We start from the raw sequence: 22839 nt of genomic DNA, 5'->3' as shown, positions 1-22839 counted from the left end.
ATTACAAAAATTGACACATAACTGCTGTTAATAGCACCGCAGAAAGGGGAGTGCAAGCGAGGAGTTTTCAGGAAGGATACCCCTTACGCCCTGAAGCGTAAGGGGTAAAAGCATTACAGGGCTGCGATAACCGCCTGCTGCTCGATCAGCTTGGTCTTCGCATCTGCGAAGGCAACCAGACGCTCACGCTCTTTCGCGATGACCGCTTCCGGCGCGCGGGCGACAAAGCCTTCGTTCGCCAGCTTGCTTTCGATTTTGCCAATTTCCACGTCGACTTTTGCCACTTCTTTCGCCAGACGAGCCAGCTCGGCGTCTTTGTCGATCAGGCCCGCCATTGGGATCAGCAGCTCGGCGCCGTCGATGATTTTTGTCACGGAAACCGGACCTTTGTCATCCGCAGGCAGCACGGTGATGCTTTCCAGACGCGCCATGGTTTTCAGGAAGGTGTTGTTCTCGGTGACGCGACGAACGGCCGCCTCGCTGCAGCCACGCAGCAGCAGCTCCAGCGGTTTGCCTGGGGCGATGTTCATTTCAGCACGGATGTTACGTACCGCAACGATCGCCTGTTTCAGCCACTCGGTATCCGCGGACGCCGCTTCATCAACCTTGGCCGCATCGAATTCCGGGAACGGCTGCAGCATGATGGTATCGGCGTTGATGCCTGCAATCACCTTCACGCGCTGCCAGATGGTTTCGGTGATGAATGGAATGACCGGATGCGCCAGGCGCAGCAGACCTTCCAGAACGGTAATCAGCGTATTGCGCGTGCCGCGCAGCTCCGCCTCAGTGCCGCCGTTCATCACCGGCTTCGCCAGCTCCAGATACCAGTCGCAGAACTGGTTCCAGGTGAATTCATACAGGATGCCCGCCGCGATATCGAAGCGGTAGCTGTCCAGCGCCTCGCGGAACGCTTTCACCGTCTGGTTGAATTCCGCCAGGATCCAGCGGTCTGCCAGAGACAGCGTCATCTCGCCGCCGTTGAAGCCGCAATCCTGATCTTCGGTATTCATCAGCACGAAGCGGCTGGCGTTCCACAGCTTGTTACAGAAGTTACGGTAACCTTCCAGACGCTTCATGTCCCAGTTGATGTCACGACCGGTTGAGGCCAGTGCCGCCAGGGTGAAGCGCAGGGCGTCGGTACCGTGAGACTCGATCCCGTTCGGGAACTGCTTCTCGGTACGCTTGCGGATTTTCTCAGCCAGCTGCGGCTGCATCATGTTGCCGGTACGTTTTTCCAGCAGATCTTCCAGAGAGATACCGTCAACCATGTCCAGCGGGTCAATAACGTTACCCTTGGACTTGGACATTTTCTGGCCTTCGTCGTCGCGGATCAGACCGGTCATGTAGACGGTATGGAACGGAACCTGCGGCTTGCCGTCTTCGTCTTTGATGAAGTGCATGGTCATCATGATCATGCGGGCAATCCAGAAGAAGATAATGTCGAAGCCGGACACCATCACGCTGGTTGGGTGGAACTGACGCAGCGCGTCGGTGTTTTCTGGCCAGCCGAGGGTGGAGAAGGTCCACAGCGCGGAGGAGAACCAGGTGTCCAGCACGTCTTCGTCCTGACGCAGCGCAACGTCCGCGCTCAGGTTGTTTTCCTGACGCACTTCGTCTTCGCTACGGCCAACGTAAACGTTGCCTTCGTTGTCGTACCACGCCGGAATACGGTGACCCCACCACAGCTGACGAGAGATACACCAGTCCTGAATGTCGCGCATCCAGGAGAAGTACATGTTTTCGTACTGCTTCGGCACGAACTGAATGCTGCCGTTTTCAACCGCTTCCACAGCCGGTTTCGCCAGCACGTCGGCACGCACGTACCACTGGTCGGTCAGCATTGGCTCGATAACCACGCCGCCACGGTCGCCGTACGGCACGGTCAGATCGTGAGGTTTGATCTCTTCCAGCAGGCCGAGCGCGTCAACGGCAGCCACGATGGCTTTACGTGCGGCAAAACGCTCCAGCTTCTGGAACTCAGCCGGGATGTCGCTGGAGTAAACGTCGGATTCGTTGCCTTTGGTATCGTACACTTCTGCGCTTTCGCGGATATCGCCGTCGAAGGTCAGAATGTTGATCATCGGCAGGGCGTGACGACGACCAACTTCATAGTCGTTGAAGTCGTGCGCAGGGGTGATTTTTACGCAGCCGGTGCCTTTTTCCATGTCGGCGTGTTCGTCGCCCACAATCGGAATACGGCGGTTTACCAGCGGCAGCACCACGAATTTGCCGATCAGATCTTTATAACGCGGATCTTCCGGGTTAACGGCCACGCCGGTATCGCCCAGCAGGGTTTCCGGACGGGTCGTTGCAACCACCAGGTAATCTTTTCCGTCGGCGGTTTTTGCGCCATCGGCCAGCGGATAGCGGATGTGCCACATGGAGCCTTTAGACTCGCGGTTTTCCACTTCCAGGTCAGAGATGGCGGTGCGCAGTTTCGGATCCCAGTTTACCAGGCGTTTGCCGCGGTAAATCAGGTCTTCTTTGTACAGGCGGACGAAGACTTCTTTAACAGCGTTGGACAGGCCTTCGTCCATGGTGAAGCGCTCGCGCTCCCAGTCCACGGAGTTGCCGAGACGGCGCATCTGACGGGTAATGGTGCCGCCGGATTCCGCCTTCCACTGCCAGATTTTGTCGATGAACGCATCGCGACCGTAGTCGTGACGGGTTTTACCTTCTTCAGCGGCAATTTTACGCTCAACCACCATCTGGGTCGCGATACCCGCGTGGTCAGTCCCCGCCTGCCACAGGGTGTTTTTACCCTGCATGCGCTGGTAGCGGATCATGGTGTCCATGATGGTCTGCTGGAAAGCATGACCCATATGCAAACTGCCGGTGACGTTCGGCGGCGGGATCATGATGCAGAAGGACTCTTTGCTTTCGTCGCCGTTAGGCTTGAAATAGCCCTGCTGTTCCCAGTGCTCGTAAAGCGGCTGTTCGATATCGCGTGGGTTATATGTCTTTTCCATTATTTCCAGGTTGCCGTATTCAGGTTAAAACCAGCCAGGCGGTACGCTTTATAGCGTTCGCGCGCCAGTTGTTTCAAAGATTCTTCGTAAGGGACAAAGTCTACCACTTCTGTGAAAGCGGTGGCAAAATCTGCAAAATCTATCCGCAGGCTAATCAGAATATCGCGCGCGCTGCTGTTGCGCTTTTGCGGCCAGGCAATTTCAACCGGTGCACCGCCGCGCGGGCCTTCGCCCGACAGATTATGCGGCACAAAACTCTCCGGGGGGCGCGCCCACAGCGCTTCATCCAGGCGAATCGCCTGCTGTTCATCTTCACAGGCAATCAGAACGCGTTTACCTGCGCGCCAACGTTCTGCGGCAATTTCACACACCAGCTGTTCTACGGCGCTGAGGCCATCCTGATGGGTGTCGTTGTCCAGAAGGTAGAACGTTGCATTCTTCATATATGGGGCTTCTTGTGCTCACTTTAAATGCTTAAGCCGGGTGGCGGCTTCGCCTTACCCGGCCTACGGTTTACTGCCGTTTTGACTTACTCGTCGCCGTTAAAACCTGCGCGGTTCAGCAGGAACTGCGACAGCAGCGCCACTGGACGGCCGGTTGCGCCTTTGGCTTTACCGGAGCGCCATGCGGTGCCCGCGATATCCAGGTGTGCCCAGTTGTACTTGCGGGTGAAGCGTGCCAGGAAGCAGCCCGCGGTGATCGCCCCGCCAGGACGTCCGCCAATGTTCGCCATATCCGCAAAGTTAGACTCCAGCTGATCCTGATACTCGTCACCCAGCGGCAGACGCCATGCGCGGTCCCCGGCCTGCTCTGAGGCACCAATAAGCTCGTGCGCCAGCGGGTTGTGGTTCGACATCAGGCCGGTGATGTGGTGACCCAGCGCAATCACGCAGGCTCCGGTGAGGGTGGCGACGTCAATCACCGCTTCCGGCTCGAAGCGCTCAACGTAGGTCAGCACGTCACACAGCACCAGACGCCCTTCGGCGTCGGTGTTCAGCACTTCAACGGTCTGGCCGGACATGGTGGTCAGAACGTCACCCGGACGATAGGCGCGCCCGCCAGGCATGTTTTCGCAGCCCGCCAGTACGCCGATCACGTTGATAGGCAACTGCAGTTCCGCGACCATGCGCATCACGCCGTAAACCGCCGCCGCACCGCACATGTCGTACTTCATCTCATCCATGCCTTCGGCAGGCTTGATGGAGATACCGCCGGAATCGAAGGTCAGGCCTTTACCGACGAGCACAATCGGGCGCGCGTCTTCGGACGGATTGCCTTTGTACTCGATGACGGACATCAGGGATTCGTTCTGCGAGCCGTTACCGACCGCCAGGTAAGAGTGCATCCCCAGCTCTTTCATCTGCTGTTCGCCGATGACGCGGGTAATGACGTTTTTGCTGTAGGCGTCGGCAAGCTGACGCGCCTGAGAGGCCAGGTACGCCGCGTTACAGATGTTAGGCGGCATGTTGCCGAGATCTTTGGCCGCTTTAATGCCGGCCGCGATCGCCAGACCGTGCTGGATCGCTCGTTCGCCGCTGGTCAGCTCGCGACGGGTTGGCACGTTAAAGACCATTTTACGCAGCGGACGACGCGGCTCGCTTTTATTGGTCTTCAGCTGATCGAAGCTGTACAGACTCTCTTTTGCCGTTTCAACCGCCTGACGCACTTTCCAGTAGGTGTTACGCCCTTTAACGTGCAGCTCCGTCAGGAAGCAGACTGCTTCCATTGAGCCAGTATCATTCAGCGTATTGATTGTTTTCTGAATTACCTGCTTATACTGACGTTCATCCAGCTCGCGTTCTTTGCCGCAGCCAATCAGCAGAATACGTTCTGACAGTACGTTCGGAACATGGTGCAGTAACAGCGTCTGCCCAGGTTTGCCTTCCAGTTCGCCACGGCGCAGCAGGGCGCTAATATAGCCGTCACTGATTTTATCGAGTTGCTCGGCGATCGGGGAGAGTCGGCGTGGTTCAAAGACGCCCACAACGATGCAGGCACTCCGCTGTTTCTCCGGGCTACCGCTTTTTACACTGAACTCCATGCACTACGCTCCTGAATCTTAAAGACAACGGCGGCAGCTACGGATAGAATTGAAACCTTTCGTAACTCATGTCCGCTGTTGTGGTGACTTCGTGTTAATCTTACGTTACTACGGTTTCGACACGTCAGAAAAAGTCCTGAAGCGTGAATCCGCCGGATGTTTTAATCTTAGCGATGATTTCGACGACTCAAGAGAATAAATGACGTTTAAGCCATGAAACAAGCGATTTTCCAGCAAAGAGACGGGTTTTTACGGGCGTATTTAAAGTGATAATCATAAGATATCTGGTGCGGGAGACGCTCAAAAGCCAACTGGCGATCCTCTTCATCCTGCTGCTGATTTTTTTCTGTCAGAAGCTGGTTAAGATCCTCGGTGCGGCCGTTGACGGCGAAATTCCAACAAATCTGGTGCTTTCCCTGCTTGGTTTAGGGATCCCGGAAATGGCGCAGCTCATCCTGCCGCTAAGTCTTTTCCTTGGCCTGCTCATGACGCTTGGGAAACTCTACACCGAGAGTGAAATCACGGTGATGCATGCCTGTGGCCTGAGCAAAGCGGTACTGGTGAAAGCGGCCATGATACTGGCGCTGTTCACGGGTATTGTCGCGGCGGTGAATGTGATGTGGGCGGGTCCCATGTCTTCCCGTCATCAGGACGAAGTGCTGGCCGAAGCGAAAGCCAACCCCGGCATGGCAGCCTTAGCCCAGGGGCAGTTCCAGCAGGCGACCGACGGCAACTCCGTGCTGTTCATTGAGAGCGTTGACGGCAGTAAATTCAACGACGTATTCCTGGCGCAGTTACGTCCCAAAGGTAACGCGCGTCCTTCCGTGGTGGTTGCAGACTCCGGCCAGCTTGCTCAGCGCAAAGATGGTTCTCAGATCGTGACGCTGAACAAAGGCACCCGTTTCGAAGGCACCGCCATGCTGCGCGACTTCCGCATTACGGATTTCCAGAACTATCAGGCCATTATCGGCCATCAGGCGGTGGCGCTCGATCCAACGGATACCGAACAAATGGACATGCGTACCCTGTGGAATACCGATACCGACAGAGCGCGTGCTGAGTTCCACTGGCGTATTACGCTTGTCTTCACCGTGTTTATGATGGCGCTGATTGTCGTTCCGCTGAGCGTGGTGAACCCGCGCCAGGGCCGCGTGCTCTCTATGCTGCCGGCGATGCTGCTTTACCTGATCTATTTCCTGCTGCAAACCTCGATTCGTTCTAACGGCGCGAAGGGTAAGCTGGACCCTATGGTCTGGACATGGTTCGTCAACAGCCTGTACATCTTACTGGCGCTGGGATTAAACCTGTGGGATACGGTGCCTGTGCGCCGCATACGTGCCCGATTCTCGCGTAAAGGAGCCATCTAATGCAGGCGTTTGGCGTTCTTGATCGCTATATCGGTAAAACCATTTTTACCACCATCATGATGACGTTGTTCATGCTGGTGTCGCTCTCCGGCATTATCAAATTTGTCGATCAGCTGAAAAAAGCCGGCCAGGGGAGCTATGACGCGATGGGCGCGGGGATGTATACCCTGCTCAGCGTGCCGAAAGATGTACAGATCTTCTTCCCGATGGCGGCCCTGCTGGGCGCGCTGCTGGGGCTGGGGATGCTGGCGCAGCGCAGTGAGCTGGTCGTTATGCAGGCCTCGGGCTTTACCCGCATGCAGGTTGCGCTGTCGGTAATGAAAACCGCGATCCCACTGGTGCTGTTGACCATGGCGATTGGCGAGTGGGTCGCGCCGCAGGGCGAACAGATGGCGCGTAACTACCGTGCGCAGGCCATGTACGGCGGCTCGCTGCTCTCGACCCAACAAGGTTTATGGGCGAAAGACGGTAAAAACTTCGTCTACATCGAACGGGTGAAGGGGAATGATGAACTGGGTGGGGTGAGCATTTACGCTTTCGATGACCAGCGCCGTCTGGAGTCAGTCCGCCACGCCTCTTCGGCAAAATTTGACGCCGAACATAAACAGTGGCGTTTGTCCCAGGTCGATGAGTCTAACCTGACCGATCCGAAACAGATTACGGGTTCTCAGACGGTAACCGGTACGTGGAAAACCAACCTGACGCCCGATAAGCTCGGTGTTGTGGCGCTGGATCCTGACGCGCTCTCCATCAGCGGTTTGCACAACTATGTGAAATACCTGAAGTCGAGCGGGCAGGATGCGGGACGTTACCAGCTCAACATGTGGAGCAAGATCTTCCAGCCGATGTCCGTGGCGGTGATGATGCTGATGGCGCTGTCGTTTATCTTCGGCCCGTTACGCAGCGTGCCGATGGGCGTGCGCGTCGTGACCGGTATCAGTTTCGGCTTTGTGTTCTACGTGCTCGATCAGATCTTCGGTCCGCTGACGCTGGTTTATGGCATTCCGCCGATAATTGGTGCGCTGCTGCCAAGCGCCAGTTTCCTCCTGATCAGCCTCTGGCTGCTGTTGAAACGCTCCTGATTGACCTCTCCTCGCTTCCGGTTAACCGGGAGCGAGGCTAATCTCCTGTTTCACCCCGCACTTTTTCTCACAACCTTCAACGCCTCGCCCTGAATTTGAGTATTATTGAGCGATAAAGTCGTGAAGGGATCCTCTATGAAGCAAATTCGAATGCTTGCCCAGTATTACGTCGACCTGATGATGAAGCTTGGGCTGGTGCGTTTCTCCATGCTGCTTGCGCTGGCGCTGGTCGTTCTGGCCATTGTCGTACAAATGGCCGTCACCATGGTTCTGCATGGTCAGGTCGAGAGTATCGACGTCATCCGCTCCATCTTCTTTGGCTTGCTCATTACGCCCTGGGCGGTCTATTTCCTTTCCGTGGTGGTTGAACAGCTGGAAGAGTCCCGTCAGCGTCTGTCAAAACTGGTCGATAAACTGGAAGAGATGCGCGAGCGCGACCTGAAGCTCAACGTCCAGCTTAAAGACAACATTGCGCAGCTGAATCAGGAGATCTCCGATCGTGAGAAGGCGGAAGCCGAGCGTCAGGCCACGCTGGAGCAGCTGAAAATCGAAATGAAAGAGCGCGAGGTCACGCAGATCCAGCTTGAGCAGCAATCCTCTTTCCTGCGGTCGTTCCTCGATGCTTCGCCGGATCTGGTGTTTTACCGTAATGAAGATAAAGAGTTTTCCGGCTGTAACCGGGCGATGGAGCTGCTCACCGGGAAAAGCGAGAAGCAGCTGATTAACCTGAAGCCGCAGGACGTTTACTCTGAAGAGGCGGCGGCCAAGGTCATGGAGACGGACGAAAAAGTATTCCGCCATAACGTCTCGCTGACCTATGAACAGTGGCTGGATTACCCGGACGGACGCAAAGCCTGCTTTGAGATCCGTAAGGTGCCCTACTATGACCGCGTGGGGAAACGCCACGGCCTGATGGGCTTTGGCCGCGATATCACCGAGCGTAAGCGCTACCAGGATGCCCTGGAGCGCGCCAGCCGCGACAAGACTACCTTTATCTCCACCATCAGCCACGAGCTGCGTACGCCGCTTAATGGCATTGTCGGCCTGAGCCGTATTCTGCTGGATACCGACCTGACCGCAGAGCAGGAAAAATACCTCAAGACTATCCATGTCTCAGCGGTCACGCTGGGTAATATCTTCAACGATATTATTGATATGGATAAGATGGAGCGTCGTAAAGTTCAGCTTGATAATCAGCCGGTTGATTTCACCAGCTTCCTTGCCGACCTCGAAAACCTGTCCGGCCTGCAGGCGCAGCAGAAGGGACTGAGCTTTGTCATGGAGCCAACCCTGCCGCTGCCGCATAAAGTGGTGACCGACGGCACGCGTCTGCGTCAGATCCTGTGGAATCTCATCAGCAACGCGGTGAAATTTACCCAGAAGGGGCAGGTGGCGGTGCGCATCCGCTTTGACGAAGGCGATATGCTGCACTTCGAGGTGGAAGACTCCGGGATGGGTATTCCGCAGGAGGAGCAGGACAAAATTTTCGCGATGTACTACCAGGTGAAGGACAGCAACGGCGGGAAACCGGCGACAGGAACAGGCATTGGCCTGGCGGTCTCTAAACGGCTGGCGAAGAGTATGGGTGGCGATATCACCGTTGTCAGCCAGCCGGGCAAAGGGTCAACCTTCACGCTGACGGTCCATGCGCCGGCGGTGGCGGAGGAAGTTGAGGATACCTTTGAAAACGACGACATGCCGCTGCCCGCGCTGCACGTCCTGCTGGTAGAAGACATTGAGCTGAACGTGATTGTGGCGCGCTCGGTGCTGGAAAAACTGGGCAACAGCGTGGATGTCGCGATGACCGGTAAGGCCGCGCTGGAGATGTTTAAACCGGGCGAATACGATCTTGTTCTGCTCGATATCCAGCTGCCGGATATGACCGGGCTGGATATCTCGCGTGAGCTGACGCGTCAGTACGCGGCCGACGAGCTGCCGCCGCTGGTGGCGCTGACGGCGAATGTGCTGAAAGACAAAAAAGAGTATCTCGATGCCGGTATGGACGATGTACTCAGCAAGCCGCTGGCGGTGCCTGCTCTGACCGCCATGATTAAGAAGTTCTGGGATACCCGTGATGAAGAGGAGAGCACCATGACGTCTGTTGATAGCGCAAAAGCCCAAACGATACTCGATACCGCGATGCTGGAGCAGTACATCGATCTGGTGGGTCCGAAACTGATTACCGATGGTCTGGCGGTGTTCGAAAAAATGATGCCGGGCTATCTGAGCGTGCTGGAATCCAACCTGACGGCTCGTGACCAGAAGGGCATCGTCGAAGAAGGACATAAAATCAAAGGTGCCGCCGGCTCGGTTGGCTTACGCCATCTGCAGCAGCTGGGTCAACAGATTCAGTCGCCTGATTTACCTGCATGGGAAGATAACGTGGGTGATTGGGTTGAAGAGATGAAACAAGAGTGGCAAAACGATGTGGCGGTGCTTAAAGCCTGGGTAGACGCCAGAAAAAAATGACCCCGGATTAACCGGGGTGCGCGAATACTGCGCCAACACCAGGGAAATCGTGGCTGCGCCTGTTTTTTAAAGTTATTTTCGAAAGGGCGCTGCCTGAAAAATTTAGGCCGCACGCAGATAAGATAGCAAATCTTAAATGGTTTGTTACATGAATCAGTGAAATGTGTGAAGCATAGCGTTTTAATCAAAATTATTAATGTGCTTCAGCAAGTTGCAGAAAAGGATTGTCATGATGAAAAAGATTGGTGTCGTGCTGAGCGGATGCGGTGTTTACGATGGTTCTGAAATACATGAAGCCGTAATCACGCTGCTGGCCCTGGCTAAGCAGGGAGCAGAGGTTATTTGTTTTGCGCCGGACAAAAATCAGGCCGATGTGATTAATCATCTGACCGGCGAGCCGATGGCAGAAACCCGCAATGTACTGATTGAAGCCGCGCGTATTGCGCGAGGTGATATCCATGCTCTTATTCAGGCAGACCCTACAGAGCTTGATGCGCTCATTGTGCCGGGTGGGTTTGGCGCGGCCAAAAATCTCAGTACCTTTGCTGCGCAGGGCGCGGAGTGTCAGGTCGATCCTCATTTAAAGGCGCTGTCGCAGGCCATGCATGCGGCTGGAAAACCGCAGGGCTTTATCTGCATCGCGCCGGCAATGCTGCCCAGGATTTTTGATTTCCCGCTGCGCCTGACTATCGGGACGGATATTGATACCGCAGAGATCGTCGAGGAAATGGGGGGCGAACACGTTCCGTGCCCGGTTGATGACATTGTGGTTGATGAAGATAACAAAATTGTCACCACGCCGGCTTATATGCTGGCGAACAATATCGCTGAGGCGGCCTCGGGTATTGAAAAGCTGGTGGCCCGCGTGCTGGTGCTGACTGAATGAGGCGTAAATTTGCCGCAGGCGCAGGGGTGAAACGTTTTCTCTTGCGCATCGTACTTGTGCTGGCGGTATTCTGGGGAGGCGGGCTGGCTTTATTCAGCATTATGCCGGTTCCGTTCTCTGCCGTTATGGTTGAGCGCCAGCTCGGCGCGTGGTTCAGCGGCGATTTCAGCTACGTTGCCCACTCTGACTGGGTGAGCATGGACGAGATCTCCCCGTTCATGGGGCTGGCGGTCATCGCGGCGGAGGACCAGAAATTCCCGGAGCACTGGGGGTTCGACGTGGCGGCCATTGAGAAGGCGCTAGCCCATAACGAACGCCATGAAAACCGCGTGCGCGGGGCATCAACCTTGTCGCAGCAGACGGCCAAAAATCTGTTTCTGTGGGATGGTCGAAGCTGGTTGCGAAAAGGGCTGGAAGCAGGGTTGACCCTGGGGATGGAAACGGTCTGGAGCAAAAAACGCATTCTGACCGTCTATCTCAACGTCGCTGAGTTTGGCGACGGCATATTTGGCGTGGAAGCTGCCGCACAGCGGTATTTCAATAAGCCAGCCAGCCGTCTGAGCATGTCAGAAGCAGCGCTATTGGCCGCTGTGTTACCGAACCCTATCCGCTTTAAGGCCAGTGCCCCATCAGGGTACGTGCGAAGCCGACAGGCGTGGATTATGCGCCAGATGAATCAGCTGGGTGGAGAGGAGTTTATGCAGCGTAATAATCTTATGTAGGGCGGGTAAGCGCAGCGCTACCCGCCTGAATAGCAGACCTTAATCTTCGTCGAACCCTGCGTTAAACAGGGCAATCACCGCCGCCAGCGCTTCCTCTTCCTGAGGGCCGGTGGCTTCTACTTCAATCTGGCGCCCTTTGGCGGAATCCAGCATCAGCAGCGCGATCACGCTGTTCGCTTCCGCTTCGGTGCCTTCGTCATTCCGCAGCAGAACCTCTGCATCGAAACCCTGCATCAGCTCAAACAGCTTCATCGCCGGGCGTGCATGCATACCCAGCTTGTTGGTGATCTCAACGGTTTGTTTTACGGTCATGTTTTACGTTTTTCCAGCGTGCGATGACGGGACTGAACGTTCTTCCCGCGCGAGCGGAAATAGTCGGCCAGCTGTTCGGCGATGTAAACCGAACGATGTTTACCGCCGGTACAGCCAATCGCCACCGTCAGGTAGCTACGATTGTTTGTCTCCAGCATAGGTAACCATAGCTCAAGGTAGCTTCGCGTCTGGTAGATAAAATTGTGTACTTCTGTGTGCCGGTCGAGGAACGCCGCCACCGGCTTATCCAGACCGGTCATTGGACGCAGTTTTGGATCCCAGTGCGGGTTCGGCAGGAAGCGCACGTCGAAAACGTAATCCGCATCAATCGGAATACCGTGCTTAAAGCCGAAGGATTCGAACACCATCGTCAGTTCGCGCTCGCGTTTACCCAACAGCCGGGTACGCAGCATTTCCGCCAGCTCGTGAACGGACATCTCAGAGGTGTCGACAATCAGGTCGGCACGAGAACGCAGCGGCTCCAGCAGGTCGCTCTCTTCATCGATAGCGCTCTCCAGAGAGAGGTTCTTGCTGGATAGCGGGTGCAAACGACGGGTATCGCTGTAGCGGCGGATCAGCGTATTGCGGTCTGCATCGAGGAACAGCAGCTGAGGCGAGAACGCGTCAGGCAGGTTGCTCATGGCCTGTTCGAAGATCTCTGGCGATTCAGGCATGTTACGAACGTCGATACTGACCGCGGCAGAGGTTTGTCTCTCCGCCAGCGTGCGGGCCAGATCGGGTAACAACACGACCGGCAGGTTATCGACGCAGTAAAAACCCATGTCTTCCAGGGCGCGCAGAGCAACGGATTTCCCCGACCCTGAACGGCCACTGACAATCATCAGCACCATGTTCCGTTTCTCCTCAGGACAACAGATGTGAAGGCCATCTCCTGGTTATGCATCATCCTGATTGCCTTCTGCTTCAGTGATAATTTGATAGAGCTCTTCATCACTTTGGGCCGAGCGCAGTCGACGGCAAATGGTTTTATCGGCCAGACGTTTTGCGACCAGCGACAGCGTATGCAGATGGGTTTTCGTCTGGTCGGCAGGTACCAGCAGCGCGAAGAGGAGATCGACGGGCTGGTTATCAATGGCATCGAAGGCGATGGGTGTTTCAAGCTGCACAAACACACCAACGGCACGCAGGGTATCCTCTTCCAGTTTGCCGTGCGGGATCGCGATGCCGTTGCCGATACCGGTACTGCCCATTTTTTCACGGGTCAGAATCGCTTCGAACACCACCTGCGGCGGCAGGCCCAGCTGTTTGGCAGCCAGTTCACTGATGATCTCCAGCGCACGTTTTTTGCTCTGGCAGTGAACCGCACTGCGGGTACATTCCTGGTTAAGGACATTGCTCAGTTGAAGAGCGGAATCGTTGTTCATCATAATTTCACCTAAGCGCTAACTGTACAAATGGCCTGTTGTGTTTCACAACAGGCCGTCCTGCACCCGTTAACTGCCCGGACAATTAGTGTTGTTTCAGTTTATCTTTATGTTTATTGAGCTGTCGTGCAAGCTTATCAATCAAGCCGTCGATAGCAGCGTACATGTCTTGCCCTTCCGCACTGGCATGCAGTTCACCCCCGTTAACATGCAGGGTGGCATCCGAGATATGAGTCACTTTCTCCACTTTCAACACAATATAGACCTGATTGATCCTTTCGAAATACTGCTCGAGTTTTGCAAACTTCGCGTTCACGAAGTCGCGTAAAGCCTCAGTAATTTCGACGTTTTGTCCAGTGATGTTGAGCTGCATAGTGTCTTCCTTATCGGTTGTGTCAGACCAGCTGTTTACGCTGGTTGGACGGCGGAATGGATAAAGACTCTCGATACTTCGCAACAGTACGACGTGCCACCATAATACCCTGATCGGACAGCATGGTGGTTAACTTACTGTCGCTTAGTGGCTTCGCGGGGTTCTCCGCGGCGATCAACTTCTTCACCAGGGCACGAATGGCCGTTGACGACGCTTCGCCGCCGCCCTCGGTATTCACATGGCTGGAGAAGAAATACTTAAGCTCAAATATACCGCGTGGACTGTGCAGATACTTCTGCGTGGTGACACGGGAAATGGTTGATTCATGCATCTCGACGGCCTGGGCGATATCCGCCAGTACCATCGGTTTCATATACTCTTCGCCCTGCTCAAAGAACGCCTGCTGCTGTTCGACAATACAGCGGCTGACGCGCAGCAGCGTATCATTTCGGCTCTCCAGACTTTTGATCAGCCATCGCGCTTCCTGAAGATTGCTACGAATATATTGATTGTCGGAGTCGTTACGCGCGCTGGTGCACATGGAGGCATACTGCTGGTTGATTTGCAGGCGAGGGATGCTGTCTGAATTCAGTTCAACGACCCAGCGGTCATTGTGTTTTCTCACCAGCACGTCCGGGATGACGTACTCGGGCTCGCTGGTCTGGATCGACTGTCCCGGGCGCGGATCGAGTGACTGGATCAGATTCACCGCTTCTTTCAGCACCTCTTCCTTCAGGCGCGTGACGCGCATCAGGCTGCGGAAATCGTGGTTGGCCAACAGATCCAGATGATCGCTGATGATTAAGCGCGCCTCGTCGAGCCATGGCGTCTCTTTGCTGAACTGAGAAAGCTGGATCAGCAGGCAGTCGCGCAGATCTTTTGCGGCCACGCCTACCGGATCGAAACGCTGGATGCGCTTCAGAACGGCTTCGATCTCCTCAAGTTCAATCTCTTCGTCGCCCATGCTTTCCAGGATATCGTCCAGCGTGACGGTCAAATAGCCGGTGTCGTCAACGGCATCGACAATTGAGGTGGCAATCGCGCGGTCGGTATCGGAGAAGGGGGTAAGTTCCACCTGCCACATCAGGTAATCCTGCAGCGACTGGGTGGTTTCTCCCTGATAGACCGGTAGCTCATCATCCTGGTAGTCTGCACGCGTACCGGAAGGGGTTCCGGCGGTGTAGATTTCATCCCAGCTGGCATCCAGCGGAAGCTCGTCGGGCATCTCTTTTTGTTCGAGTGCATCCGCGGTGTCGAGCGCTTCTGTATCCTGTGACTGCTGAGTATCTACCTCGTCATGAAGATCGGTTTGTTCCAGCAGGGGGTTGCTGTCCAGCGCCTGCTGGAGCTCCTGCTGAAGTTCTAACGTGGACAGTTGCAACAGGCGAATTGCCTGCTGTAGCTGCGGCGTCATTGCCAGTTGTTGGCTGAGCCTTAATTGCAAACCTTGCTTCATGTTCAGAGCGTTTTTCTCCGGTTCGGCGTTACGTTACCTCTACCCTATCAGAGTCTGAAGTCTTCCCCAAGATAGACGCGCTTAACATGATCGTCTTCGAGGATCTGCTGCGGCGTACCGTGGGCGATCAGATTGCCCTGGCTCACAATATACGCGCGTTCACACACGGCCAGCGTTTCACGGACGTTGTGGTCGGTGATCAGTACGCCAAGCCCGCTGTCACGCAGGTGTTCAATGATGCGTTTAATGTCGATAACCGAGATCGGGTCAACGCCGGCAAACGGTTCATCCAGAAGGATAAATTTCGGGTTTGCGGCCAGCGCACGTGCAATCTCAACACGACGGCGTTCACCCCCGGAGAGTGCCTGACCGAGGCTGTCGCGCAGATGCTCAATGTGGAACTCTTCCATCAACTCGTTGGCACGATCCTGACGCTGTTCGCTGGTCAGATCGTTACGAATTTCCAGGACCGCCATCAGGTTATCGTAAACGCTAAGACGACGGAAAATGGAGGCTTCCTGCGGCAGGTAGCCGATCCCGCGACGCGCGCGCGCGTGCAGCGGCAGAAGGCTGATTTCTTCATCGTCAATAATAATGTTGCCGGCATCGCGCGGCACAATGCCAACGACCATGTAGAAAGTGGTGGTTTTACCCGCACCGTTAGGGCCAAGCAGCCCCACGATTTCGCCGGAGTTGACGGTCAGACTGACATCTTCTACGACACGGCGGCCCTTGTAGGCCTTCGCGAGATTTTTTGCAGTTAATGTTGCCATAACGAATTAGTTACTCTTCTTCTGTGCCGGGGCCTGGCCTTTGCCTTTGTCCTGCAGCTGCGACGGAACCAGGACGGTCGTGACGCGTTTGCCTTTCTCGCTGGAGGCCTGCATTTTTTGCTCTTTCACCAGATAGGTGATCTGGTCGCCGGTAATGTTGCTGTCCAGCTGTTCCAGATACGCGTTTCCGGTCAGGATGACCAGGTCCTTCGCCAGCTCATAGTGCATATGCGAAGCGCGGCCTTTCACCGGCTTGCCGTTGTCCTGCATCTGGTAGAAGGTGGCCGGGTTGCCGTAACCATCAATGATCTCTTTGCCCTGCTCGCCACCCGGACGGGTCACGACCACTTTGTCGGCGTTAATTTTGATGGTGCCCTGAGTCATGACGACGTTACCCGTGAAGGTGACGACGTTGCCCTGCATATCGAGAGACTGGGTATCAGACTCGATATGGATCGGTTGGTCGGTATCGCCCGTTACAGCAAGCGCGGGGAGACTGGTCGCCAGCATCGCGCTGGCGATAATTACTTTAAGGCTGAGTTTGTTTGTTTTGAATTTCATAGGAGGTTCTAACCTTTTCAATCAGCTCGGCGTTCTTGCTGCGTAAGTTCCCGCGCATTCTCAAACCGCTGGAATTAAATGTTGTGCCATACAGTGTGACCAGATCCTGCGAGGTCACGTCCTGGGTTACCAGGTTAATTTGGGCATTATCCGTCGTAATTTTTCGCAGTTGCGAGTCAGCGGTCAGGGCGTTGACTTCAACGTGGCCATACAGATAAAGCATACGGTCATTTGTCAGTTTTGCCCGATCTGACTTAATTGACCACGTCGGCACTTTGTCCTTATCAAATGTGGTCATGACAGGTTGGGTAAACCACGAAATACCGTCATCTGAAAAATATTCAACATGCTGGGCAATCAGGCGATAGTTCAGCGCGCCTTCCGGGCTGTAGACCACGGTGTCGCTGTGATCGCTTTTATAGGTTGGATCGTTATTGTTGACCACTTCCGTTTGCGGATCGTCGCGATCGGCAAGGTTCACGCCAATCAATACCAGTGCGACAAGCGAAAGCAAAATGATAATCCAGCGTCTGGTTTTACTCATATCGATTGCCCTTTGGCCTCATCAAGCTTGCCCTGCGCCAGCAAAAGCAGATCGCAGACTTCACGTACGGCACCACGGCCCCCGTTGATGTGGGTAACGTAGTCAGCGCGGGGGATCAGCAGCGGATGCGCATCCGCAACGGCGATGCTCAGCCCGACTTCAGCCATCACGGGCCAGTCAATCAGATCGTCCCCGACGTAGGCTACGTTTTCCGGCGCGATAGCCAGTTTACCCAGTAAATCCTTAAACGCCGCCATCTTATCGGATTGACCCTGATACAGATGGGTAATTCCTAAGGTTTCACAGCGGTCTTCTACCAGTTTAGCTTTTCGCCCGGTGATGATAGCCACCTCAATACCCGAGGTGAGCGCGCAGCGGATACCGTAGCCGTCGCGAACGTTAAACGCTTTCAGCTCTTCACCATTATTGCCCATGTAAATCAGGCCATCGGAAAGTACGCCATCCACGTCCAGGATGAGCAGACGAATGTTTTTCGCCTTTGCCATCATCTGGGTACTGACCGGTCCATAACAGGTTGCAAGGGATGCACCCGCATTACTCATTGTCTTATCCTTCATTACACTACGCCTGCGCGCAGCAGATCATGCATATGTACCACACCCAGCAACTGGTCGCCATCGGCAACCATCACTGAGGTAATGTGGCGGGACTGCATCAGGTTCAGCACATCCACGGCCAGCGTACCCGGACGGACGCGGATACCGCCCGGCGTCATCACATCGGCAATGCCGAGCGTGCGGACATCTACACCCATGTCGAACACGCGGCGCAGGTCGCCATCGGTGAAGATCCCCTGAATTTTCATCAGATCGTCGCACACGACCGTCATACCCAGATTCTTACGGGTGATTTCCAGCAGCGCATCACGCAGGGAGGCTTCTTTACTGACGTGAGGGATCTCATCCCCGGTGTGCATAATATCGTTTACCCGAAGCAGAAGCTTGCGCCCCAGCGCGCCGCCCGGGTGGGAAAGCGCGAAATCTTCCGGCGTAAAACCGCGGGCTTCGAGCAGCGCGACGGCAAGCGCATCACCCATGACCAGCGCGGCGGTGGTGCTGGATGTCGGTGCCAGGCCGAGCGGACAGGCCTCCTTGGGCACTTTCACGCACAGGTGAATATCGGCCGCCCGCGCCATGCTGCTTTCCGGACGGCTGGTCATGCAAATAAGCGGCACCTGCAGTCGCTTCAGTACCGGGATCAGCGCCAGAATTTCATTGGACTCCCCGGAGTTGGACAGCGCGATGACGATATCCTGCGGCGTGACCATACCCAGGTCACCGTGCGCGGCTTCCCCCGGATGTACAAAGAAGGAAGAGGTTCCGGTGCTGGCAAACGTTGCCGCCATTTTGCGTCCAATGTGGCCGGACTTACCCATCCCCATCACCACGACTTTGCCGGCACAGTAGAACATCTTCTCACATGCCAGACTAAAATCCTGATTAATGTACCGATCTAACTGCGCCAGACCTTCACGTTCAATCTCCAGAACCTCTTTGCCTGCTTTCTGAAAGTCAAAACCCGGCTGCAATTCTATTTGCGACATAATGCGTTTCCGTTTACCCAGAGAGAAGAGGCGAGAGCCAGTACAGCATCGCCATCCATACGATAAATCCACCCGTCAGCAGCGCGCCTGCGCCTTTGCCGATCTGTCGTTGCCGCCGCCAGCAGAGCAGGGCAAATATCACGCTGACCATTAACATCACGCCGTAGTCGCGTGAGAACGCCAGGGGATTAAAGGGCCCTGGCGTTATCAGGGCCGGCAGGCCCATCACAATGGCGATATTAAATATGTTGGAACCGATGATATTACCAATGGCAATGTCATCCTCACCTTTACGTGCCCCCGCAATGGCCGTGGCCAGCTCCGGCAGGCTGGTGCCGATGGCAATCACCGTCAGGCCAATGGTCAGTTCACTGATGGCGAAATAGTTCGCCAGCACGGTCGCGTTATCCACCACCATGCGCGTTGCCATCGGCATGATGATCAGCGCAACGCCAAGCCAGAGCAGGGCAACAGGCAGCGTACCTTCTCGCGGCAGTTCGGCGACCTGCTCCCGCGTGAGGCTATCCTGACCCTGCTTCTCAGCCAGACGGGCGATTTTAACACTATACAGCAGCCAGATGACGGCCAGCGCCAGCAGGAAAATGCCGTCGCTGTAGCTCAGAACACCATCGTAAAATACGCAGCCTGCCAGCAGGCTTACGATTAACATTAGCGGCAATTCACGGCGCAGAACATCAGAATGCACGCGAAATGGATGGAGCAGTGCGGCCAGGCCTAAAATCAAGAGTATATTGACGATGTTGGAGCCAATCGCGGTACCTACTGCCAGGTCTAACTGACCATGCAGCGATGCCGAGACAGAGACGATGATTTCAGGAAGCGACGTTCCCACACTGACAACGGTCATCCCGATGACGACAGGCGGTACGCCCGTCAGGCGACACAGGATAGATGCAGCAAACACTAAACGGTCAGCACTGTAGACCACCAAAAGTAAACCAATTATTAACAGTGCTGTTGCTAAAAGCATCAAAAGTCCTTTCTTCAGGTATACTCGTCGGTCCATCGCACGGGAATGGCTGGACTGCATACAGTCTGAGGCGTAACGAATTCCTAATTTTGACTTTATGCGCCGGAAAAGTAAAACAAATGCCAGCTTTCGCTAACCTCAACGGCTATTATTCTGTAAAAATGCGGAGTTGAGGGCTGATTCAGGCGGCATGCCTTAACGTGAGCAGGGTAATAAAGGAACCATAAATGAGCCAAACGATGGCGAATTTAGTCGATGTTCGCGGCGTGAGTTTTTCTCGCGCCAACAGATTGATATTTGATGATATTTCGTTGACCGTACCGCGTGGCAAAATCACTGCCATCATGGGGCCGTCCGGGATCGGTAAAACGACCCTGCTGCGCCTTATTGGTGGGCAGATCCCACCTGATAGCGGTGAAATCCTCTTTGATGGCGAAAACATCCCGGAGATGTCACGCTCGCGTCTGTATACTGTCCGCAAACGCATGAGCATGCTCTTTCAGTCGGGAGCCTTGTTCACCGACATGAATGTCTTTGATAACGTGGCCTATCCGCTGCGTGAGCATACCAGCCTGCCGCCTGAACTGCTGAAAAGCACGGTGATGATGAAGCTTGAGGCCGTCGGTTTGCGGGGCGCCGCAAAGCTGATGCCTTCGGAGCTGTCCGGCGGGATGGCGCGCCGCGCCGCGCTGGCACGCGCCATTGCATTAGAACCTGATTTAATCATGTTCGACGAACCGTTTGTTGGACAGGATCCCATCACGATGGGCGTGCTGGTGAAGCTCATCTCTGAACTGAACAGCGCGCTTGGCGTCACCTGCATTGTGGTATCTCACGATGTACCGGAAGTATTGAGCATTGCCGATTACGCCTATATTGTGGCGGACAAAAAGATCGTCGCACACGGTAGCGCTCAGGCGCTGCAGGAAAATTGCGATCCGCGCGTGCGGCAGTTCCTTGACGGTATTGCCGATGGCCCTGTGCCGTTCCGCTACCCGGCGGGCGACTATCGTGACGATTTACTGGGAATAGGGAGTTAAGCCACTCATGCTGTTAAATGCGTTGGCCGCTCTCGGACACCGTGGCATAAAAACCATCAGGACGTTCGGGCGTGCCGGATTGATGTTATTCAACGCGCTGGTCGGCAAGCCGGAATTCCGTAAGCACGCACCGCTGCTGGTGCGGCAGCTTTATAATGTCGGCGTGCTGTCGATGCTCATCATCATTGTCTCCGGTCTGTTTATCGGTATGGTGCTTGGGCTGCAGGGCTATCTGGTTCTGACAACCTACAGTGCGGAAACCAGCCTCGGGATGCTGGTGGCGCTCTCGCTGCTGCGCGAGCTGGGGCCGGTTGTGGCGGCGCTGTTGTTCGCCGGGCGCGCGGGGTCGGCATTAACGGCTGAAATTGGCCTGATGCGTGCGACCGAGCAGCTCTCCAGCATGGAGATGATGGCGGTCGATCCGCTGCGTCGCGTGATCTCGCCGCGTTTCTGGGCTGGGGTGATCTCTTTACCGTTACTGACTATTCTGTTTGTCGCCGTGGGTATCTGGGGCGGTTCGCTGGTTGGTGTGCACTGGAAAGGCATTGATGCCGGTTTCTTCTGGTCCGCGATGCAGGACGCCATCGACCTCCGAATGGATCTGGTTAACTGCCTGATTAAAAGCGTGGTATTTGCCATTACGGTCACCTGGATTGCATTGTTCAATGGTTACGATGCCATCCCGACGTCGGCGGGCATTAGCCGCGCAACTACACGTACAGTCGTACATTCGTCGCTGGCCGTACTGGGTCTGGATTTTGTGCTCACCGCACTGATGTTTGGGAATTGAGTTCATGCAAACGAGAAAAAATGAAATTTGGGTCGGTGTATTCCTGCTGCTGGCGCTGCTGGCCGCGCTGTTTATCTGCCTGAGAGCGGCGGATATCACGTCTGTACGCACCGAGCCGACGTATCGCATCTATGCCACCTTCGATAACATCGGCGGGCTGAAGGCGCGTTCACCGGTCCGCATCGGCGGCGTGGTGATCGGACGCGTATCTGACATTACGCTGGATGAGAAAACCTATCTGCCCCGCGTCGCGATGGATATCGAAGAGCGTTACAACCATATCCCGGACACCAGTTCCCTTTCTATCCGTACTTCCGGCCTGCTGGGCGAACAATATCTGGCGCTTAACGTTGGCTTTGAAGATCCCGAGCTGGGAACGACTATCCTTAAAGACGGTAGCGTCATTCAGGATACGAAATCCGCGATGGTTCTGGAGGATATGATTGGTCAGTTCCTTTACAACAGTAAAGGGGATGAGAAAAAATCCGACGCTGCCCCTGCGCAGAGCGAAGATCATACCGACGTCGCACCGACGCCAGGTGCTGCGAATTAATATCAGGAGAAGTCATTCATGTTTAAACGACTGTTAATGGTTGCCATGCTGGTCATCGCCCCTCTAACCGCCGCCCACGCTGCGGATCAGAGTAACCCGTACAAACTGATGGACGAAGCGGCGAAGAAGACATTCGACCGTCTTAAAAACGAACAGCCTAAAATTCGTGCTAATCCTGATTATCTGCGTGACGTCGTTGACCAGGAGCTGCTGCCGTACGTGCAGATTAAATATGCGGGTGCGCTGGTGCTGGGACGTTATTACAAAGACGCGACCCCTGCGCAGCGTGATGCCTACTTTGCCGCGTTTCGTGAATACCTGAAACAGGCTTATGGCCAGGCGCTGGCGATGTACCACGGCCAGACCTATCAGATTGCGCCTGAGCAGCCGCTGGGCGATGCGACCATCGTCCCTATCCGTGTGACGATCATCGATCCTAACGGTCGTCCGCCGGTTCGTCTGGATTTCCAGTGGCGTAAAAACAGCCAGACCGGTCACTGGCAGGCGTATGACATGATTGCCGAAGGGGTAAGCATGATCACCACCAAACAGAACGAATGGAGCGACCTGCTGCGCACCAAAGGCATTGATGGCCTGACCGCTCAGCTGCAGTCTATCTCTCGCCAGAAAATTACTCTGGATGAGAAGAAGTAATGTCACAGCAACTCAGCTGGTCGCGTGAAGGCGAGACATTAAAGCTGTCCGGTGAACTGGATCAGGATCTGCTGAACCCACTGTGGGACAAACGCCACGAAGCGATGCAGGGCGTGACGCTTATCGACTTAACCGACGTCACGCGGGTGGATACGGCGGGTGTTGCGCTGCTTGCCCATCTGGTTGCCGTGGGGAAAAAGCAGGGGACAAGCGTCAAACTTCACGGCGCGAGCGATAATGTCGTGACCCTTGCGCAGCTCTACAATCTCCCTCAGGACGTACTGCCTCGTTAATATTTTCAGTGCGT

24 protein-coding genes are annotated in these 22839 nt (G+C 55.3%); 10 read left to right on the top strand and 14 right to left on the bottom strand.

Translation table 11 applies throughout. The features are described from left to right. Positions 1 to 113: 113 nt before the first annotated feature. The 3 genes from NWV12_RS19635 to pepA all read right to left on the bottom strand — a co-directional run bounded on the left by NWV12_RS19635 (position 114) and on the right by pepA (position 5010). Positions 114 to 2969 carry a valine--tRNA ligase gene (locus NWV12_RS19635; RefSeq protein WP_023309367.1) on the bottom strand — a complete coding sequence of 952 codons (2856 nt, stop codon included), beginning with the start codon at positions 2967 to 2969 and terminating at the stop codon, positions 114 to 116. Next, on the bottom strand, positions 2969 to 3412 hold the full coding sequence (gene holC, locus NWV12_RS19630; RefSeq protein ID WP_008502815.1) for a DNA polymerase III subunit chi: 444 nt from the start codon (positions 3410 to 3412) through the stop codon (positions 2969 to 2971). Before holC ends, NWV12_RS19635 begins: the two co-directional genes overlap by 1 nt. 86 nt (positions 3413 to 3498) lie before the next feature. After that, positions 3499 to 5010, bottom strand: coding sequence for a leucyl aminopeptidase (pepA, locus tag NWV12_RS19625; protein WP_023309366.1), 1512 nt, complete (start codon positions 5008 to 5010; stop codon positions 3499 to 3501). Between the two features lie 266 nt (positions 5011 to 5276). Here pepA and lptF point away from each other — a divergent pair, with 266 nt between their 5' ends. The 5 genes from lptF (at position 5277) to mtgA (ending at position 11536) form a co-directional block, all read left to right on the top strand. Beyond that, positions 5277 to 6377, top strand: coding sequence for an LPS export ABC transporter permease LptF (gene lptF, locus NWV12_RS19620; protein ID WP_024906345.1), 1101 nt, complete (start codon positions 5277 to 5279; stop codon positions 6375 to 6377). Then, positions 6377 to 7459: an LPS export ABC transporter permease LptG gene (gene lptG / locus NWV12_RS19615; protein WP_024906346.1), complete on the top strand. Its 1083-nt coding sequence runs from the start codon at positions 6377 to 6379 to the stop codon at positions 7457 to 7459. Before lptF ends, lptG begins: the two co-directional genes overlap by 1 nt. Before the next feature lie 135 nt (positions 7460 to 7594). Next, positions 7595 to 9928 (top strand): aerobic respiration two-component sensor histidine kinase ArcB, encoded by a 2334-nt coding sequence (gene arcB / locus NWV12_RS19610; protein WP_048981178.1) that lies wholly within the window; start codon positions 7595 to 7597, stop codon positions 9926 to 9928. A gap of 232 nt (positions 9929 to 10160) precedes the next feature. Beyond that, positions 10161 to 10814 carry an isoprenoid biosynthesis glyoxalase ElbB gene (gene elbB / locus NWV12_RS19605; RefSeq protein ID WP_039260518.1) on the top strand — a complete coding sequence of 218 codons (654 nt, stop codon included), beginning with the start codon at positions 10161 to 10163 and terminating at the stop codon, positions 10812 to 10814. Next, positions 10811 to 11536, top strand: coding sequence for a monofunctional biosynthetic peptidoglycan transglycosylase (gene mtgA / locus NWV12_RS19600; protein WP_048981179.1), 726 nt, complete (start codon positions 10811 to 10813; stop codon positions 11534 to 11536). The genes elbB and mtgA overlap by 4 nt, the downstream gene beginning before the upstream one ends. Positions 11537 to 11575: 39 nt before the next feature. Here mtgA and npr read toward each other — a convergent pair whose 3' ends face one another. The 11 genes from npr to NWV12_RS19545 all read right to left on the bottom strand — a co-directional run bounded on the left by npr (position 11576) and on the right by NWV12_RS19545 (position 19495). Continuing rightward, on the bottom strand, positions 11576 to 11848 hold the full coding sequence (gene npr, locus NWV12_RS19595) for a PTS phosphocarrier protein NPr (RefSeq protein WP_003861872.1): 273 nt from the start codon (positions 11846 to 11848) through the stop codon (positions 11576 to 11578). Continuing rightward, on the bottom strand, positions 11845 to 12699 hold the full coding sequence (gene rapZ, locus NWV12_RS19590) for an RNase adapter RapZ (RefSeq protein WP_014885397.1): 855 nt from the start codon (positions 12697 to 12699) through the stop codon (positions 11845 to 11847). The genes npr and rapZ overlap by 4 nt, the downstream gene beginning before the upstream one ends. A gap of 45 nt (positions 12700 to 12744) precedes the next feature. After that, positions 12745 to 13236 (bottom strand): PTS IIA-like nitrogen regulatory protein PtsN, encoded by a 492-nt coding sequence (gene ptsN / locus NWV12_RS19585; RefSeq protein ID WP_008501443.1) that lies wholly within the window; start codon positions 13234 to 13236, stop codon positions 12745 to 12747. Between the two features lie 82 nt (positions 13237 to 13318). Next, positions 13319 to 13606 carry a ribosome hibernation promoting factor gene (hpf, locus tag NWV12_RS19580; protein WP_008501444.1) on the bottom strand — a complete coding sequence of 96 codons (288 nt, stop codon included), beginning with the start codon at positions 13604 to 13606 and terminating at the stop codon, positions 13319 to 13321. Positions 13607 to 13628: 22 nt separating this feature from the next. Continuing rightward, complete coding sequence (gene rpoN / locus NWV12_RS19575; RefSeq protein WP_047060252.1) at positions 13629 to 15062, bottom strand: RNA polymerase factor sigma-54; 1434 nt, start codon at positions 15060 to 15062, stop codon at positions 13629 to 13631. 47 nt (positions 15063 to 15109) lie between these two features. Next, entirely contained in the window at positions 15110 to 15835 is a 726-nt protein-coding gene (lptB, locus tag NWV12_RS19570; protein WP_101744688.1) for an LPS export ABC transporter ATP-binding protein, read from the bottom strand. Positions 15836 to 15841: 6 nt separating this feature from the next. Continuing rightward, positions 15842 to 16396, bottom strand: a complete 555-nt coding sequence (lptA, locus tag NWV12_RS19565) for a lipopolysaccharide ABC transporter substrate-binding protein LptA (protein ID WP_033146750.1) — start codon at positions 16394 to 16396, stop codon at positions 15842 to 15844. After that, positions 16365 to 16940, bottom strand: coding sequence for an LPS export ABC transporter periplasmic protein LptC (lptC, locus tag NWV12_RS19560; protein WP_033146749.1), 576 nt, complete (start codon positions 16938 to 16940; stop codon positions 16365 to 16367). The genes lptA and lptC overlap by 32 nt, the downstream gene beginning before the upstream one ends. Further along, positions 16937 to 17503 carry a 3-deoxy-manno-octulosonate-8-phosphatase KdsC gene (gene kdsC / locus NWV12_RS19555; protein ID WP_048981180.1) on the bottom strand — a complete coding sequence of 189 codons (567 nt, stop codon included), beginning with the start codon at positions 17501 to 17503 and terminating at the stop codon, positions 16937 to 16939. The genes lptC and kdsC overlap by 4 nt, the downstream gene beginning before the upstream one ends. 14 nt (positions 17504 to 17517) lie before the next feature. Then, positions 17518 to 18504 (bottom strand): arabinose-5-phosphate isomerase KdsD, encoded by a 987-nt coding sequence (gene kdsD / locus NWV12_RS19550; protein WP_032659705.1) that lies wholly within the window; start codon positions 18502 to 18504, stop codon positions 17518 to 17520. A 13-nt stretch (positions 18505 to 18517) separates the two neighbouring features. Next, positions 18518 to 19495, bottom strand: coding sequence for a calcium/sodium antiporter (locus NWV12_RS19545; RefSeq protein WP_048981182.1), 978 nt, complete (start codon positions 19493 to 19495; stop codon positions 18518 to 18520). A 227-nt stretch (positions 19496 to 19722) separates the two neighbouring features. On the opposite strand from NWV12_RS19545, the gene mlaF reads away from it, so the two are divergent. Genes mlaF through mlaB form a run of 5 tightly spaced genes read left to right on the top strand, consistent with a single transcriptional unit; the run spans position 19723 to position 22825 of the window. Continuing rightward, on the top strand, positions 19723 to 20535 hold the full coding sequence (gene mlaF, locus NWV12_RS19540) for a phospholipid ABC transporter ATP-binding protein MlaF (RefSeq protein ID WP_024906354.1): 813 nt from the start codon (positions 19723 to 19725) through the stop codon (positions 20533 to 20535). A gap of 7 nt (positions 20536 to 20542) precedes the next feature. Then, entirely contained in the window at positions 20543 to 21325 is a 783-nt protein-coding gene (mlaE, locus tag NWV12_RS19535) for a lipid asymmetry maintenance ABC transporter permease subunit MlaE (protein WP_010436044.1), read from the top strand. Positions 21326 to 21329: 4 nt separating this feature from the next. Further along, positions 21330 to 21878, top strand: coding sequence for an outer membrane lipid asymmetry maintenance protein MlaD (mlaD, locus tag NWV12_RS19530; protein ID WP_033147081.1), 549 nt, complete (start codon positions 21330 to 21332; stop codon positions 21876 to 21878). Positions 21879 to 21896: 18 nt separating this feature from the next. Next, positions 21897 to 22532, top strand: a complete 636-nt coding sequence (gene mlaC, locus NWV12_RS19525; RefSeq protein WP_033146748.1) for a phospholipid-binding protein MlaC — start codon at positions 21897 to 21899, stop codon at positions 22530 to 22532. Further along, positions 22532 to 22825: a lipid asymmetry maintenance protein MlaB gene (gene mlaB / locus NWV12_RS19520; RefSeq protein ID WP_048981183.1), complete on the top strand. Its 294-nt coding sequence runs from the start codon at positions 22532 to 22534 to the stop codon at positions 22823 to 22825. The genes mlaC and mlaB overlap by 1 nt, the downstream gene beginning before the upstream one ends. Positions 22826 to 22839: the final 14 nt, after the last annotated feature.

It is taken from the genome of Enterobacter sp. Crenshaw (genome assembly GCF_024734705.1).
In the GTDB taxonomy this organism is placed as follows: Bacteria; Pseudomonadota; Gammaproteobacteria; order Enterobacterales; family Enterobacteriaceae; genus Enterobacter; species Enterobacter asburiae_B.
This window is presented reverse-complemented; position numbering and strand designations above follow the sequence as displayed.

Excerpts from the sequence above, each read along its gene's own strand:
- npr (WP_003861872.1), bottom strand. The coding sequence starts at position 11,848 with ATGACCGTAAAACAAACCGTTGAGATCACCAACAAGCTGGGTATGCAT.
- kdsD (WP_032659705.1), bottom strand. The coding sequence starts at position 18,504 with ATGTCGCAAATAGAATTGCAGCCGGGTTTTGACTTTCAGAAAGCAGGC.
- rapZ (WP_014885397.1), bottom strand. The coding sequence starts at position 12,699 with ATGGTGCTGATGATTGTCAGTGGCCGTTCAGGGTCGGGGAAATCCGTT.
- pepA (WP_023309366.1), bottom strand. The coding sequence starts at position 5,010 with ATGGAGTTCAGTGTAAAAAGCGGTAGCCCGGAGAAACAGCGGAGTGCC.
- elbB (WP_039260518.1), top strand. The coding sequence starts at position 10,161 with ATGAAAAAGATTGGTGTCGTGCTGAGCGGATGCGGTGTTTACGATGGT.
- mtgA (WP_048981179.1), top strand. The coding sequence starts at position 10,811 with ATGAGGCGTAAATTTGCCGCAGGCGCAGGGGTGAAACGTTTTCTCTTG.
- mlaD (WP_033147081.1), top strand. The coding sequence starts at position 21,330 with ATGCAAACGAGAAAAAATGAAATTTGGGTCGGTGTATTCCTGCTGCTG.
- rpoN (WP_047060252.1), bottom strand. The coding sequence starts at position 15,062 with ATGAAGCAAGGTTTGCAATTAAGGCTCAGCCAACAACTGGCAATGACG.
- lptB (WP_101744688.1), bottom strand. The coding sequence starts at position 15,835 with ATGGCAACATTAACTGCAAAAAATCTCGCGAAGGCCTACAAGGGCCGC.
- lptG (WP_024906346.1), top strand. The coding sequence starts at position 6,377 with ATGCAGGCGTTTGGCGTTCTTGATCGCTATATCGGTAAAACCATTTTT.
- mlaF (WP_024906354.1), top strand. The coding sequence starts at position 19,723 with ATGAGCCAAACGATGGCGAATTTAGTCGATGTTCGCGGCGTGAGTTTT.
- kdsC (WP_048981180.1), bottom strand. The coding sequence starts at position 17,503 with ATGAGTAATGCGGGTGCATCCCTTGCAACCTGTTATGGACCGGTCAGT.
- lptC (WP_033146749.1), bottom strand. The coding sequence starts at position 16,940 with ATGAGTAAAACCAGACGCTGGATTATCATTTTGCTTTCGCTTGTCGCA.
- mlaB (WP_048981183.1), top strand. The coding sequence starts at position 22,532 with ATGTCACAGCAACTCAGCTGGTCGCGTGAAGGCGAGACATTAAAGCTG.
- arcB (WP_048981178.1), top strand. The coding sequence starts at position 7,595 with ATGAAGCAAATTCGAATGCTTGCCCAGTATTACGTCGACCTGATGATG.
- NWV12_RS19635 (WP_023309367.1), bottom strand. The coding sequence starts at position 2,969 with ATGGAAAAGACATATAACCCACGCGATATCGAACAGCCGCTTTACGAG.
- mlaC (WP_033146748.1), top strand. The coding sequence starts at position 21,897 with ATGTTTAAACGACTGTTAATGGTTGCCATGCTGGTCATCGCCCCTCTA.
- NWV12_RS19545 (WP_048981182.1), bottom strand. The coding sequence starts at position 19,495 with ATGCTTTTAGCAACAGCACTGTTAATAATTGGTTTACTTTTGGTGGTC.
- holC (WP_008502815.1), bottom strand. The coding sequence starts at position 3,412 with ATGAAGAATGCAACGTTCTACCTTCTGGACAACGACACCCATCAGGAT.
- ptsN (WP_008501443.1), bottom strand. The coding sequence starts at position 13,236 with ATGATGAACAACGATTCCGCTCTTCAACTGAGCAATGTCCTTAACCAG.
- hpf (WP_008501444.1), bottom strand. The coding sequence starts at position 13,606 with ATGCAGCTCAACATCACTGGACAAAACGTCGAAATTACTGAGGCTTTA.
- mlaE (WP_010436044.1), top strand. The coding sequence starts at position 20,543 with ATGCTGTTAAATGCGTTGGCCGCTCTCGGACACCGTGGCATAAAAACC.
- lptA (WP_033146750.1), bottom strand. The coding sequence starts at position 16,396 with ATGAAATTCAAAACAAACAAACTCAGCCTTAAAGTAATTATCGCCAGC.